General features: G+C 70.5%; 13 protein-coding genes. 5 read left to right on the forward strand and 8 right to left on the reverse strand.

The features are described 5' to 3' along the window. Both VGL30_RS03640 and ctrA read right to left on the reverse strand, forming a co-directional pair. The coding region (locus VGL30_RS03640) for a M20/M25/M40 family metallo-hydrolase (RefSeq protein ID WP_331536887.1) at positions 1-1,468 on the reverse strand (1,468 nt) is incomplete at its 3' end. Positions 1,469-1,581: 113 nt separating this feature from the next. Then, a complete protein-coding gene (gene ctrA, locus VGL30_RS03645) occupies positions 1,582-2,283 on the reverse strand; it encodes a response regulator transcription factor CtrA (protein WP_331536889.1) in 702 nt (233 codons plus the stop codon). Between the two features lie 292 nt (positions 2,284-2,575). On the opposite strand from ctrA, the gene VGL30_RS03650 reads away from it, so the two are divergent. The 5 genes from VGL30_RS03650 to VGL30_RS03670 are packed head-to-tail and all read left to right on the forward strand — an operon-like array spanning position 2,576 to position 6,936. Further along, positions 2,576-3,385: an SDR family NAD(P)-dependent oxidoreductase gene (locus VGL30_RS03650; protein ID WP_331536891.1), complete on the forward strand. Its 810-nt coding sequence runs from the start codon at positions 2,576-2,578 to the stop codon at positions 3,383-3,385. Positions 3,386-3,444: 59 nt separating this feature from the next. Next, on the forward strand, positions 3,445-4,782 hold the full coding sequence (gene fliI, locus VGL30_RS03655) for a flagellar protein export ATPase FliI (RefSeq protein ID WP_331536893.1): 1,338 nt from the start codon (positions 3,445-3,447) through the stop codon (positions 4,780-4,782). Continuing rightward, positions 4,779-5,192, forward strand: coding sequence for a flagellar export protein FliJ (locus VGL30_RS03660; RefSeq protein WP_331536896.1), 414 nt, complete (start codon positions 4,779-4,781; stop codon positions 5,190-5,192). Before fliI ends, VGL30_RS03660 begins: the two co-directional genes overlap by 4 nt. After that, positions 5,189-6,262, forward strand: a complete 1,074-nt coding sequence (locus VGL30_RS03665) for an endo-1,4-beta-xylanase (protein ID WP_331536898.1) — start codon at positions 5,189-5,191, stop codon at positions 6,260-6,262. Before VGL30_RS03660 ends, VGL30_RS03665 begins: the two co-directional genes overlap by 4 nt. Then, positions 6,262-6,936, forward strand: coding sequence for a class I SAM-dependent methyltransferase (locus tag VGL30_RS03670; protein WP_331536900.1), 675 nt, complete (start codon positions 6,262-6,264; stop codon positions 6,934-6,936). The genes VGL30_RS03665 and VGL30_RS03670 overlap by 1 nt, the downstream gene beginning before the upstream one ends. A 153-nt stretch (positions 6,937-7,089) precedes the next feature. Here VGL30_RS03670 and VGL30_RS03675 read toward each other — a convergent pair whose 3' ends face one another. The 6 genes from VGL30_RS03675 to fliG all read right to left on the reverse strand — a co-directional run bounded on the left by VGL30_RS03675 (position 7,090) and on the right by fliG (position 13,362). Next, entirely contained in the window at positions 7,090-7,452 is a 363-nt protein-coding gene (locus VGL30_RS03675; RefSeq protein ID WP_331536902.1) for a DUF4282 domain-containing protein, read from the reverse strand. A gap of 111 nt (positions 7,453-7,563) precedes the next feature. Then, positions 7,564-9,660 carry a flagellar biosynthesis protein FlhA gene (gene flhA, locus VGL30_RS03680; protein WP_331536904.1) on the reverse strand — a complete coding sequence of 699 codons (2,097 nt, stop codon included), beginning with the start codon at positions 9,658-9,660 and terminating at the stop codon, positions 7,564-7,566. 87 nt (positions 9,661-9,747) lie between these two features. Beyond that, positions 9,748-11,112, reverse strand: a complete 1,365-nt coding sequence (locus tag VGL30_RS03685) for a sigma-54 dependent transcriptional regulator (protein ID WP_331536906.1) — start codon at positions 11,110-11,112, stop codon at positions 9,748-9,750. Between the two features lie 28 nt (positions 11,113-11,140). Beyond that, a complete protein-coding gene (gene fliN, locus VGL30_RS03690; protein WP_331536908.1) occupies positions 11,141-11,479 on the reverse strand; it encodes a flagellar motor switch protein FliN in 339 nt (112 codons plus the stop codon). 4 nt (positions 11,480-11,483) lie between these two features. Beyond that, positions 11,484-12,143 (reverse strand): flagellar assembly protein FliH, encoded by a 660-nt coding sequence (locus VGL30_RS03695; protein ID WP_331536910.1) that lies wholly within the window; start codon positions 12,141-12,143, stop codon positions 11,484-11,486. Between the two features lie 190 nt (positions 12,144-12,333). Next, positions 12,334-13,362: a flagellar motor switch protein FliG gene (gene fliG, locus VGL30_RS03700; RefSeq protein WP_331536913.1), complete on the reverse strand. Its 1,029-nt coding sequence runs from the start codon at positions 13,360-13,362 to the stop codon at positions 12,334-12,336. Between the last annotated feature and the right edge of the window lie 38 nt (positions 13,363-13,400).

A 13,400-nucleotide genomic window follows, 5' to 3' on the forward strand; every position in this document is an offset into this window, starting at 1 on the left:
CCAGGACGAGACCCAGTAGCAGGACCCCCGTCCAGGCGCCCGCGCGGCTGACCGGCCGTCCGTAGGAGACCACGGCCAGGAGGGCGGCCACGACGCCCAGGCCCAGGCCCATCTTGTCGAGGCCGCCATGCGCCAGGGCGACGAGGCCGCAGCTGCCGAGGCCCGCCGCCAGCGGCGCGAGCGCGATGAAGCGGCGGCCGCGGGCGAGCTCGGCGGCGGCAAAGATCAGGAACCCGAGCCCCAGCAACATCACCGCCGCTTCCCAGCGGTCGGCCTGGGCCAGCAGGAAGCGCTGTTCCATGAAGCCGAAGGCCGAGCCGGTGGCGAGGCGCGCGAAGTGCAGCACCGCACAGCCGCCCACGACCGCGAACAGGCCCGCGCCCACGCCGCGCAGGACGTCGGTCCAGGCGAAGGCCTCGATCCGCCGGGCTCGCATCACGGCGACCGCGATCAGGAGCGCCGAGGCGATCAGGATCAGCCAGCCGACGGCCGGCGGATAGACCAGCGTCAGGCCGCCCAGGGCCTGGCTGTAGACCACGTCCGGCGTCCGGGCCGGAAGGGCCGGCGAAAACGCGATGGCGCGGGCGGTGGCCAGCACCTGGCGGCCCATGTCCTGCAAGGTTCCCCGGTCGAGGGTGGCCGGGGTCGAGGTCGGAGAGTGGTACTCGAACTGGTGGCCGAGGAAGGCGTAGTTGAGGCCCGCGACCCCGGCCTTGCGGGACACGGTGAAGTCGGTGTCGTTGGGCATGTGGAGGTAGATGAAGCCGGTGAGCGAGGACGCGCGGGAATCGGGCGCGGTCTTGCGGAGCAGCTCGACCGCCGCGCCGTTGCCTTCGCCCGCCTGGAACATCTGCACCCGGCCGGCCGCGCCGCGCGCCTCCATGTTGAAGAGGAAGCCGATCCGCTTGGCCATGGGGTCCCGGTTGAAGAAGGCGTCGGCCCCCAGCAGCCCGGCTTCCTCGCCGTCGGTGAGGAGGACGATCACGTCGCGCGCCGGAACGCCCTGGGCCTTGATGGCGCGCACGCTCTCGAGCGCCGTGGCCACGCCGGCCGCGTCGTCGGCGGCGCCGGGAGAGCCCGCGACGCTGTCGTAGTGGGCCATCAGCGCCACGGCCGGCGCGGCGCGGTCGCGCCCGGGCAGGACGCCCACCAGGTTCTCGACTTGGCCGCCGGAGATGAGGAGGTCGCCGCGGACCGCACGGTTGAATACGCCGACGCCGGGATGGACCTGTGGGCTCAGGCCCAGCGCCGTCATCCGCGCCAGCAGGCGGTCGCGGGCCGCGTGGTTGGCGTCCGACCCGATGGCGTGCGGGACCGAGGCGATGGCGGCGACGTCGGCCATGGCCCGGTCGGCGGAGAACGCCGTGTCGGGCGCGGTCGCGGGAACCGGCTTGGGCGGCTGCTCGCCGGCCCAGGCGATCACGACGGCCGCGATCAGCGCCGCGAGGAGCGCAAGCAATCGTCCCAAGGGTCGTCCTCCCGACGTATTCTTAGGTGGGACCCTAGACGCTCAAGCCAGAAACGAAAGCGCCCGCCGGTGTGGGCGGGCGTTCCGTTCGTTCGATCGGCGGGTTGGCGCCCTCAGGCGGCGACCGTGGCCATCATTTCCTGCGGGTCGCGCAGCACATAGCCGCGGCCCCAGACGGTTTCGATGTGGTGCTTGCCCTCGGCGGCCGCGGCCAGCTTCTTGCGAAGCTTGCAGATGAAGACGTCGATGATCTTCAGCTCCGGCTCGTCCATGCCGCCGTAGAGGTGGTTGAGGAACATTTCCTTGGTGAGCGTGGTGCCCTTGCGCAGCGAGAGCAGCTCCAGCATCTGGTATTCCTTGCCGGTCAGGTGGACCCGCAGGCCGTTCACTTCCACCGTCTTGGCGTCAAGGTTGACGAGGATGTCGCCGGTCTTGATCACAGATTGGGCGTGGCCCTTCGACCGGCGGACAACAGCGTGAATGCGCGCGACCAGCTCGTCCTTGTGGAAGGGCTTGGTCATGTAGTCGTCGGCGCCGCCCGAGAAGGTCTTCACCTTGGTGTCGATCTCGGCGGAACCCGAAAGGATCATGATGGGCGTATTGATCTTGCCGACGCGGAGCGTGCGCAGCACGTCCATTCCGCTCATGTCGGGCAGGTTCAGATCCAGCAGGATCAGGTCATAGTCGTAGATCTTGCCCAGATCGACGCCTTCTTCACCAAGGTCGGTCGTATAGACGTTGAACCCCTCGGACTTCAGCATCAGTTCGATGCTCTGAGCCGTGGCGCTGTCGTCTTCGATCAACAGTACCCGCATCCGTCTCTCCTGCTCGTCCCCGCGCGCCCGCGAATTCAGTGAATCCGCCTGGACCTCGCCGTTAACCTGCCGCCGAGTTAATTTAAGACTGGTTAATCGGGAGTGTCCGTCCGAGCCGAATCGTTAATCCGATGCGGAATCCGCTTCAAGAGTCGCAGGCCGGCCATCGAGTCGCAGGGGTGTTGAATCTTTTGTGATTGGACAGGCCGGGCGAACCGAGGGTCGGGGGAACGGGCTTTTCCTCAGGCCGTTTCATCCCCAGATTCAGCGGGCGGCGACGTCGGGAGAAACCATGCACGGTAAGTTCAAACACCTGGGCGACCAGGTCATCGTGATCGGCGGCGCGACATCGGGCCTGGGCCTGGAGATCGCCAAGCTGGCGGCCAAGGCCGGTGCGGCGGTGGTGCTGGCGTCCCCTGACGAGGCCGCAGTGCGCGCCGCCTGCCTGGAGACCGGCAAGGACGGCGGCCGCTGCCATCCGGTGGCTGGCGATACCGCGACGGCCGAGGGCTGCGAGCGCGTGGCGCGGGCGGCCGCGGCCCGCTTCGGCCACATCGACAGCTGGATCGAGGCCGGCGGTAACGAGGCCTCCCTGGTCCACGCCGCCAAGGCGCTGGCTGGCCATCTCGGCGAAGACGCCGTCGCCGGCGCGTTGGTGGCCTTCGGTTCGCGGATCGGCAGGGCCGCCCGCGCCGAGCTTCGCCAGGCGAAGGGCAAGGTCGCCGCGACCCTGATCAAACTGCCGAAGGATTGGCGTCACGACAGCCCGGCCAGGGCCGCCGCGGAGGCGGCGCTGCATGCCGTGGCCAAGCCGATGGGCCAGATGGCGGTGGCGCCGGAGGGCAAGGGCCTGACGGCGGTGACCGAGGCCAGGAAGCATCCGGGCGTGGTGGCGGGCGTCGGCCTGCTGGCGGTCGCCGGCATCGCGCTCTGGTTCGGTCGCAGCCGGATCGCGCAGGCCGCGTCGGTGGCGCGCCCGCGGGTCGCGCGCGCCGTGCGTCCGGCGGTGATCGGCCTCGTGAAACGTCGGCCGGTGCAGGTCGCCAGGCTGGCTGCGGCGCATCCGCGCGCGGCCCGCAAATTGGCCAAGGCGCTGCGCTGATCTTCACCACCCCTTAAGGGCGTTAACGGATTCTACGGCCCAGATTTCGAGGGCTGTTCTTGAAGAGTCTAGTGGCCGCGGTCGAGCGGCTGGATCCACTGACCGTGTCCGGCCGGGTGGCCGCCGTGAACGGCCTCCTGATCGAGGCCCGCGGCGGGCTGACCCGACTGGCGGTCGGCGCCCGCGCCGAGATCGTGCGCCTGGGCGAAAAGCCGCTCTCCGCCGAGGTCGTGGGCTTTCGTGACACCCGTGCGCTCCTGATGCCCTTCGGCCCCGTGGAGGGCGTCGCGCCGGGCGCGGAAATCCGCATCGAGCCCCTGGGCTCGGCCGTCCGTCCGACCAAGGCCTGGCTCGGCCGCGTGATCGACGCCTTCGGCAATCCGGTCGACGGCAAGGGTCCGCTTGGCCAAGGCGTCGCCGCCTATCCGCTCAGAGCCCCGCCCCCCTCGGCCCACGCCCGGGCGCGGGTGGGCGAGCGGCTGGACCTCGGCGTCCGCGCCATGAACGTCTTCACCACCTGCTGCCGCGGCCAGCGCCTCGGCGTCTTCGCCGGCTCCGGCGTCGGCAAGTCGGTGCTGCTGTCCATGCTGGCCAAGAACGCCGACTGCGACGCGGTGGTGGTGGGCCTGATCGGCGAGCGTGGCCGGGAGGTGCGCGAGTTCATCGAGGAGACCCTGGGCGAGGAGGGGCTGAAGCGGGCGGTGGTGGTGGTGGCCACCTCCGACGAGCCGGCCCTGAAGCGGCGGCAGGCGGCCTACATGACGCTGGCGGTGTCGGAATACCTGCGCGACCAGGGGCTGGAGGTGCTGTGCCTGATGGACAGCGTCACCCGCTTCGCCATGGCCCAGCGGGAGATCGGCCTGGCCGCCGGCGAGCCGCCGACCACCAAGGGCTACACCCCCACCGTGTTCACCGAACTGCCGAAACTGCTGGAGCGGGCCGGGCCGGGGCCGATCCGGCCGGACGGCACCACGGCGGGGCCGATCACCGGCCTGTTCACCGTGCTGGTGGACGGCGACGACCACAACGAGCCGATCGCCGACGCGGTGCGCGGGATCCTTGACGGCCACATCGTCATGGAGCGGGGCATCGCCGAGCGCGGCCGGTTCCCGGCGATCAACGTGCTGAAATCGATCAGCCGGACCATGCCCGGCTGCCAGCTGCCGCACGAGCGGCGGGCGGTGACGGAAGCGCGGCGGAGCCTGTCGGCCTACGCCAACATGGAGGAGCTGATCCGCATCGGCGCCTACCGGGCGGGCTCCGACCCGCAGGTGGACCGGGCGATCGCCCTGATCCCGGCGCTGGAGGCGTTCCTCGGCCAGGACAAGGACGAGGCGACCTCGCTGGAGGACACCTTCGGGGCCCTGACGCAGATCGTGGAAAGTGAGGCGGCGTGAGCTGGGCGGACTCGTTGATCAAGCTTTCGGCCTATGAGGTCGAGGTGGTCCAGAAGCGGATGGCGGAGGTCTCCGGCCGCCGCGCCGCCGCGGAGATGAGGCGGCTGATGCTGGAAGCCGAGGGCGAGGCGGAGGCCGTGCAGGCGCGGGACGACCCGGAGTCCGGCTGGAGCCACGCGGCCTATGTGAAGGGCCTGCGCCACCGCAAGGCCGAGGCGGAGGCGGAGATCGCCCGCCTGCTCGCGGAAGAGCAGGGCGTGCGCGACGCCCTGGCCGAGGCCTTCGAGACCCAGAAGAAGTACGAGCACGTGGCCGAGACGGCCCGGACCCTGCAGCGCAAGGAAGCCGGTCGGCGCGAGACCGCCGAGCTGGACGAGCTGGGCCTGCGCCGGGCGTCGGGCGGGCGGTGAGATCGGGGGCGTTCAACCGCCGTAGCGTCGTCGCCGGCGCCCTGGCGCTGGCCGCGTGCGACCGGCCGGCCCGGTCGGCGCCGGCCGACATCGGCTTCGTGCCGCCGCTGAAGACCGCCGCGCCGTTCCCCGTCGGGACCTGCCTGCAGGTCGCCCACCTCGACCAGCCGGACTGGGTGAACCTGGCGCTCACCCAATGCTCCCAGCTCACGCCCGAGTGGGAGATGAAGATGGAGTACATCGTCCAGCCGGACGGCGGCCTGCTGTTCGACCGGCCGGACCGCATCGCGGGCTTCGCCAGGGCCAACGGGATGCGCCTCTACGGCACCACGCTCGTCTGGTACGCCCAGAAGCCCAAGGCTTTCGAGCAGATGGCCGCGGATCCTGCGAGCTTCGGCAAGGCCTACGACAGCTACATCACCAGCGTGGCGGGCCGGTATCGCGGCCAGGTGGCGGGCTGGGACGTGGTCAACGAGGCGGTGGCCGAGGACGGGAACGGCTGGCGCGACAGCCTGTGGTCGCAGCGGTTGGGGGCCTTCGACCACATGAAGCGCGCCTTCCACGTGGCGCGGGCGGCGGACCCCGACGCGGTGCTGTTCCTCAACGACTACAACCTCGAGATCATCCCCAAGAAGCTGGATACGTTCCAGCGACTGGTGGAGCGGCTGCTGGCGGCCGGTGCGCCGGTGGGCGGGCTGGGGTGCCAGACGCACATGCCGGCCGACCTGGCGGCGGGATCGCTGGCCAAGGCCGTGGCGGCGCTGGGACGCTTCGGCCTGCCGGTGCACGTCTCCGAGCTGGACGTGTCGCTGAGCCGCGCGCGGCAGCGCTTCGCGCGCCGCGCGGACCTGGAGGCCGGCCAGGCGCGGCTCTACGCCGAGGCGGCGCAGGCGCTGGGGGCGTTGCCGGCGCGGCAGCGGTTCGCGCTCACCCTCTGGGGCCTGCGCGACCGGGATTCCTGGCTGAAGGGCGAGAACGCCGCGGACATGCCGGCGGTGTTCGACGACCAGGGCCGGCCGAAGCCGGCGGCTGCGGCGCTGGCGGCCGCGCTGCAGGAGGTGCGGGGCTGATGCGGCTGATCTACGCCCTGCAGGACCCGGACAATCCCAACTCGCTGGCGATGCGCATGCGCCGCGCCCGCGCGCGCCGGGTGGTGGAGCTGATCGCGCGCACGGCGGCGGAGGCGGGGAGCTGCCGCATCCTCGACCTGGGCGGCGAGCCGGACTACTGGCGGCTGTTCGACCGCGGGTTCCTGGAGGGAGCGAAGGTGCACATCACCCTGGTCAACCCGCAGGCGTTCCAGGTGGACGACCCGATGTTCGAGGCGATGGAGGGCGACGCCTGCGCGATGCCGCAGTACGCCGACCGGGCCTTCGACCTGGTGCATTCCAACTCGGTGGTGGAGCATGTGGGCGACTGGCCGCGGATGGAGGCGTTCGCCGCCGAGGCGCGCCGGCTGGCGCCGCGCTACTACGTGCAGACGCCCTATTTCTGGTTTCCCATCGAGCCGCACTTCTCGACGCCGTTCTTCCACTGGCGCTCGGAGCAGGGCCGCGCCCAGGCGCTGATGCGGCGCGGGCACGGGTTCGCCGGCCGGGCCGCGGACCTGGGCGCCGCCATGCGCGACGTGCAGCACGCCCGGCTGCTGGACAAGACGCAGTTCCGCTTCCTGTTCCCCGACGCGACCCATGTGGACGAGCGGATCGCGGGGCTGACCAAGTCGCTGATCGCGACGAGGGGGTAGCTTCCCCCTCAGGCCGTCGACGACCTGTCTTTCAGCTTGCCGCGCCGGAACCGCTGACATGCCAGGTGCGGTCGTGGCCTCTGCGCCCATGCAGGTGCGCCCGGCGTTCATAGGTTCCCGGCACAGGACCGGGAATGACGTTCAAAAAGTGGGTTACCGCGGCGGCAGGGTCCGGCGCAGGGGATCGACGCCGGCCTGTCGCAGGGCGTGGAGGTCTTCGCTGATGCGGAAGATGGCGACGTAGAACTCGCAGAACGCCCGCCACAGGAGGCCGAAGACGCCGGCGACCAGCAGGCCCCCGATCAGCATGGGAATGGCCAGCAGGAACCCCCGCAGGCTGGCCTCGCGCAGCGCCACGCCCACCGCCGCGCCCACGGCGCCGAACGCTATGAACGCCACGAGGCCGAGGCCCGCCCAGTAGATCCAGTGGATGACCCGGTTGGTCATAAGCCGCTCGAAGGTCAAGAGGTCCCAGACGATCGAGTCCTCGAGGCCCTCGGGTAATAGTCGGCGCATTCGCTATCCCAGGCTGCGGGCGCCATCATCGCCCCTCGCGCGAAAACCGCTAGCAGCGCAAGGCCGTCACGGCAACGCCGCAGATAACCCCAGGGCCTTTGGCGGCCGGGGTCAGATGGAGCCCACGGTCTTCAGCCGCGCCCGCGGGTGCACCTCGTTCTGGCTCATCACCGGCGTCTGGCCGCGGAAGCGCTCGATGATCGAGCGGACGTAGGGCCGGATGGCGGGGCTGGTGAGCAGGACGGGCGATTCGCCGGACAGCGCGGCGCGCTCGAAGGTGTCGCGCACCCCGCGGATGAACTCCTGCAGGCGGGAGGGGGCCAGCGCCAGCTGCTTCTCCTCGCCCGGGCCCACCAGCGCCTCGGCGAAGGCGTTCTCCCACTCGGGAGTCAGGGTGACGATGGGCAGCGCCCCGTCCTCGCCGCGGTAGGCGAAGGAGATCTGGCGGGCCAGCCGGGTGCGGACCTGCTCCACCAGGAAGGTGATGGAGGCGGTGTGCGGCGCGGCCTCGCCGACGCCCTCCAGGATGGCCGGCAGGTCGCGGATCGACACGCGCTCGCGCAGCAGGGCCTGCAGCACCCGCTGCAGGGTGGTGGTGGTGACGACGGAGGGGACCAGGTCCTCCACCAGCTTCTTCTGCTCGGCCGGCAGATCCTTCAGCAGCTTCTGCACCTCGGCGTAGGAGAGCAGGTCGGGCATGTTCTCCTTGAGGATCTCGGTCAGGTGGGTGGTGAGCACCGTGGCCGGGTCGACGATGGTGTAGCCGCGGAAGGTGGCCTCCTCGCGCAAGGAATCGTCCACCCAGGTGGCGGGCAGACCGAAGGCGGGCTCGCGCACATGCTCGCCCGGCAGGTCCACCTGGCCGCCGCGCGGGTCCATGGCCATCAGCGAGCCCAGGCGCACCTCGCCGGAGCCGGCCTCCATCTCCTTGATCCGCAGGCAGTAGCCCTGGCTGGGCAGGCGCATGTTGTCGAGGATGCGCACCGCCGGCATCACGAAGCCGAAGTCGGCGGCCAGGGTGCGGCGCAGCGCCTTGATCTGGTCGGTGAGGCGGCGGCCCTCCAGGTCGTTGATCAGCGGCAGCAGGCCGTAGCCCAGCTCGATCTTGATCTCGTCGATGGCCAGCGTCTGGGCGATCGGCTCTTCCTGGTCGGCCGGCGGGGCGGGGAGGATCTCCGCCGCCGGCGGCGCGGCGGCCTCGCGCGAGCGGCGCCAGGCCAGCACGCCGGCCCCCGTCGAGACGACGGCGAAGGGGATGATGGGCATGCCGGGGACGAAGGCGATGACGCCGGCGGCCGCGGAGACCATGCCCAGCGCCACCGGGTTCATGGCCAACTGCGTCACCAGGGCCTTGTCGGCCGAGCCCTCGACGCCCGACTTGGAGACCAGGAATCCCGCGGCGATGGAGATGACCAGCGCCGGCACCTGGCTCACCAGGCCGTCGCCGATGGTCATGATGGTGTAGGACGAGGCCGCCTGGGCGAGCGGGATCTTGTGCTGGATCACCCCGATCAGGATGCCGCCCACGATGTTGACGCCCACGACCACCAGGCCGGCCACCGCGTCGCCGCGCACGAACTTCGAGGCGCCGTCCATGGCGCCGAAGAAGGTCGATTCCTGTTCCAGCTCCTTGCGGCGCTTCTTGGCCTCGGCTTCCTCGATCAGGCCCGCGGAAAGGTCCGCGTCGATGGCCATCTGCTTGCCGGGCATGGAATCGAGGGTGAACCGCGCGGCCACCTCGGCGATCCGGCCGGAGCCCTTGGTGATGACCACGAAGTTCACGATCACCAGGATGACGAAGACGATCACCCCGATGACGTAGTTGCCGCCCATCATCAGCTTGCCGAAGGCTTCGATGATCTTGCCGGCCCCGTGCGCGCCCTCGTGGCCGTGGCCGAGGATCAGCCGCGTCGAGGCGAGGTTGAGGCCCAGGCGGAACAGGGTGGTGACCAGCAGCACCGTGGGAAAGGCGGTGAACTCCAGCGGCCGCTTGATCAGTAGCGCGGTCATCAGGATCAGCACCGCGCTGGTGATCGACAGCGTCAGCAGCGCGTCCAGCAGGAAGGCCGGAATCGGCAGGATCAGCAGGACGATGATGCCGACGACGCCCAGCGCCATGGCCACGTCCCCACGCGCGATCCAGCCCAGCATCTCCCGGGGGCTGGGGGCGGAGGCGTAGTCGGAACGGGTCAGGCCGGCGTCAGCCATCAGCGGCGCTCAGGAAGCGGCGTGGGGTGCAGTAATTTTTCCTCCCCCGTCCTCTTCGGGACAAGGGAGGAAAGGGGGTGCAACTCTCTACGCCGCATTGGCGGCCCCGTGCGCCGGGACGGCGACGCCGGCCTCGGTGTATTCCTTGAGCTTGTTGCGCAGGGTGCGGATCGAGATGCCCAGCAGGTTGGCCGCGTGGGTGCGGTTGCCGAAGCAGTGGCTGAGGGTGTCGATGATCAGCTGCTGCTCCATGGCGGCCACGGTCTGGCCGACGAAGGCGCGGCTGACCGTCTCGGCGGCGAGCGACGCGGCCTGGGCGGCCCGCGCGCCGGCGTCGGCGGGGGTCAGGGGCTGGCCGTCCGGCAGGCGCACGGCGGCGTCCCCGATCTCGGGGCCGGGGGAGAGCAGCACCGCGCGGTGGATGGCGTTCTCCAGCTCGCGCACGTTGCCGGGCCAGCGGTGGCCGGCCAGGCGGCGCCTGGCCTCCTCGGAGAGCGGCTTGACCGGCTGGCCGTTGGCGGCCGAGTACTTCTTCACGAAGAATTCGGCCAGCGCGAGAACGTCGCCGGGGCGTTCGCGCAAGGGCGGCAGGCGCAGGTTCACGACGTTCAGCCGGTAGAGCAGGTCCTCGCGGAAGGTCCCGTCCTTCACCGCCTGGGCCAGGTCGCGGTTGGAGGTGGCCAGGACGCGGATGTCCACCTTCACCGGTTTGGATCCGCCCACCCGGTCGATCTCGCGTTCCTGCAGGGCGCGCAGCAGCTTGGCCTGCAGCCGCCCGTCCATCTCGGAGATTTCGTCGAGCAGCAGGGTGCCGCCCGAGGCCTCCTCGAACTTGCCGATGCGGCGGGCGATTGCGCCGGTGAAGGCGCCCTTCTCGTGGCCGAACAGCTCGCTTTCCAGCAGGTTGTCGGGAATAGCGGCGCAGTTGACCGAGATGAACGGCCGCTGGGCCCGGCGCGACTTCTGGTGGACGTAGCGGGCGACGACCTCCTTGCCGACGCCGCTCTCGCCGGTGATCAGGATCGAGGCGTCGGAGGGGGCGATCTGGTCGGCCATGCCGATCACCGCCTGCATCGAGGCGTCGCGCACCACCATCGGCCGGTCGTCGTCGGAGACGGCGGCCAGGACGGCGGCGATCAGCTCGGCGTCCGGGGGCAGGGGGATGAACTCCTTGGCGCCGGCGCGGATGGCGTCGGCGGCGCGCTGGGCGTCGGCGCCGACGCCGCAGGCCACCACCGGCACGGTGATCCGCTCGGCGGCGTTGGCGGCGATCAGGCCCGCGATATCCAGCTCGTAATCGACCATCAGCAGGTCGGCGCCCTGGCCGGCGCGGAGCGCGTGGGTGGCCGCGGCCACCGTCTCCACGTGGCTCACCTTGGCGCCCGTGGCCATGGCCATCTTCACCGCGGTGGCGAGCTGTCCGTTGAGTTTTCCGACGACCAGAAGCCGCATGATCCGTTCTCCCTATGCGCCGCCGCCTTCAGGCCGCGGTGTCGCCGTCCTTGATGATTTCAGTCATGGTCACGCCCAGGCGCTCGTCGACGATGACCACCTCGCCGCGGGCGACCAGGCGGTTGTTGACGTAGATGTCGATGGCCTCGCCCACCTTGCGGTCGAGCTCGAGGATGCTGCCGGAGCCGAGCTGGAGGAGCTGGGCCACCGACATGGTGGCCCGGCCCAGCACCGCCGAGATGGAGACCGGCACGTCGAACACCGGGGCCAGGTCGGAGGCGTTCTTCTCCTCGACCTCGATGGAGGCGTCGATCTGCGGCTCGCCGCCGGGGCCGAATTCGTCGAGCTTGAGTTCGCTATCGGACATGGGGTCAGCTTTCAGCAGGAACGGGGTCGGCGCCCGGGACGAGCGGTTCGGCATGCAGGCCCTCGGCGGCGAGCGCCGCGTCGAGGGCGGCGGCGACGCGCGCGGCGGCGGTGTCGGGATCGAAAGCCGCCGCGCCGTCGCCGAAATCGAGGGTGAAGGCGCCGCGGGCCCGGCCGGCCTCGCCGCGCAACTGGACGGCGCCGGCGTAGCCCACCGCCTGGGCGGTTTCGGCGAGCGCCGCCTCGAGGCCGTCCAGCAGCTCCGGCGCCACGGTGACCACCAGCCGCGGGACGGCCTCGATCTCGCGGGCCAGCGCCGCCAGGGCGGCGCGCAGGGGCGCGTCGGGGAAGCGGTCGAGGGCGGCGTCGGCGATGGCGCGGCCGCAGGCCTGGGCCAGGGCGGCGGAACCTTCCCGGTGGGCGTGGGCGACGCCGGCCAGGCCCGGCAGGGCGGCGCGGCAGGCCTCGGCCACCTGGGCCAGTGCCTGGGCCTGCAGCGCGGCCATGCCGGCCAGCGCTGCCTGCTCGCCCTCGGCGTAGGCCTGGGTGCGGATCTGCTCGACCTCCTCGGCCGGATAGAGCCGCTTGGGCCGCGGGGTGGAGAACACCACGTCGCCTTCGCCGTCGAAGATGGTGTCGAAGGCGAACTTCTGCGGGGCGGTCATGGGCGAATGTTCCCGTTCCTTCTCCCCTTGCGGGAGAAGATGGCCGCGAAGCGGACGGATGAGGGCGCGCGCGGCGTTTCCGCGGCGAACACGGCCGGCCGGCGGAGAGGTCTGAAAGACCCCTCATCCGACCTCCTTCGGAGGCCGCCTTCTCCCGCAAGGGGAGAAGGGAAAGGAAGGGGAGTGCGCATCAGTAGATCAGCTCGTCGTCGCCGCCGGCGCCGGCCAGCATGATCTCGCCCTTGGCGGCCAGGTCCTTGGCGACCTGGACCATGTTGGTCTGGGCCTGGTCGACGTCCTTCAGGCGTACGGGGCCCATGCCCTCCATGTCCTCGCGCATGATCTTGGCGGCGCGCTCGCTCATGTTGGAGAAGAACATCTCGCGCAGGGCATCCGAGGCGCCCTTCAGCGCCAGACCCAGCTGGCTCTTCTCCACGCCCCGCAGCAGGGTCTGGACGCCGCCCGGGTCGAGCTTGCTGAGGTCTTCGAAGACGAACATCAGGGCGCGGATGCGCTCGGCGGACTCGCGGTTGCGCTCTTCCAGGGCGGTGATGAACCGCGCCTCGGTCTGGCGGTCGAAGGAGTTGAAGATGTCGGCCATCAGCTCGTGGCTGTCGCGCTTGGAGGTGCGCGCCAGGTTCGACATGAACTCGTTCCGCAGGGTCTGCTCGATCTTGTCGAGGATGTCGCGCTGCACCGGCTCCATGCGCAGCATGCGGGTGACGCACTCGAGCGCGAAGTCTTCCGGCAGGGCGGCCAGCACCCGCGCTGCGTGCTCCGACCGGATCTTCGACAGCACCACGGCGACGGTCTGCGGGTATTCGTTCTTCAGGTAGTTGGCGAGCACGGCCTCGTTCACGTTGCCGAGCTTGTCCCACATGGTCCGACCCGCGGGACCGCGGATCTCTTCCATCAGGGCGTCGACCTTCTCCGGCGGCATGATCGCCGAGAGCAGCTTCTGGGTCTGCTCGAAGGAGCCCATGATCGCACCAGCGCCCGACATGCCGGAGACGAACTCGACCAGCAGGTCTTCGACGACGCTGGAATGGACGTTGCCGAGGCTGGCCATGGCCTGGGAGATCTCCTTGATCTCCTCTTCGTCGAGCGACTGCCAGACGTGGGCGTGCTCCTCGCCCAGCGACAACAGCACGACCGCGGCCTTCTCCGGCCCGGTCAGGCGGGAGGCGTCGTTGATGGTCTTCTTGGCGGGCAGCTTCATGTTTCGTGAAGCCAGCTGCGCAGGATCGCGACGGATTC

The sequence above is a fragment of the Phenylobacterium sp. genome, from assembly GCF_036502675.1.
Lineage (GTDB): Bacteria > Pseudomonadota > Alphaproteobacteria > Caulobacterales > Caulobacteraceae > Phenylobacterium.

What these genes read in the sequence shown, in the direction of transcription:
- VGL30_RS03670 (WP_331536900.1), top strand. Translation starts at nt 6,262, where the DNA reads ATGCGGCTGATCTACGCCCTGCAGGACCCGGACAATCCCAACTCGCTG.
- ctrA (WP_331536889.1), bottom strand. Translation starts at nt 2,283, where the DNA reads ATGCGGGTACTGTTGATCGAAGACGACAGCGCCACGGCTCAGAGCATC.
- fliN (WP_331536908.1), bottom strand. Translation starts at nt 11,479, where the DNA reads ATGTCCGATAGCGAACTCAAGCTCGACGAATTCGGCCCCGGCGGCGAG.
- fliG (WP_331536913.1), bottom strand. Translation starts at nt 13,362, where the DNA reads ATGAAGCTGCCCGCCAAGAAGACCATCAACGACGCCTCCCGCCTGACC.
- VGL30_RS03685 (WP_331536906.1), bottom strand. Translation starts at nt 11,112, where the DNA reads ATGCGGCTTCTGGTCGTCGGAAAACTCAACGGACAGCTCGCCACCGCG.
- VGL30_RS03675 (WP_331536902.1), bottom strand. Translation starts at nt 7,452, where the DNA reads ATGCGCCGACTATTACCCGAGGGCCTCGAGGACTCGATCGTCTGGGAC.
- flhA (WP_331536904.1), bottom strand. Translation starts at nt 9,660, where the DNA reads ATGGCTGACGCCGGCCTGACCCGTTCCGACTACGCCTCCGCCCCCAGC.
- VGL30_RS03650 (WP_331536891.1), top strand. Translation starts at nt 2,576, where the DNA reads ATGCACGGTAAGTTCAAACACCTGGGCGACCAGGTCATCGTGATCGGC.
- VGL30_RS03695 (WP_331536910.1), bottom strand. Translation starts at nt 12,143, where the DNA reads ATGACCGCCCCGCAGAAGTTCGCCTTCGACACCATCTTCGACGGCGAA.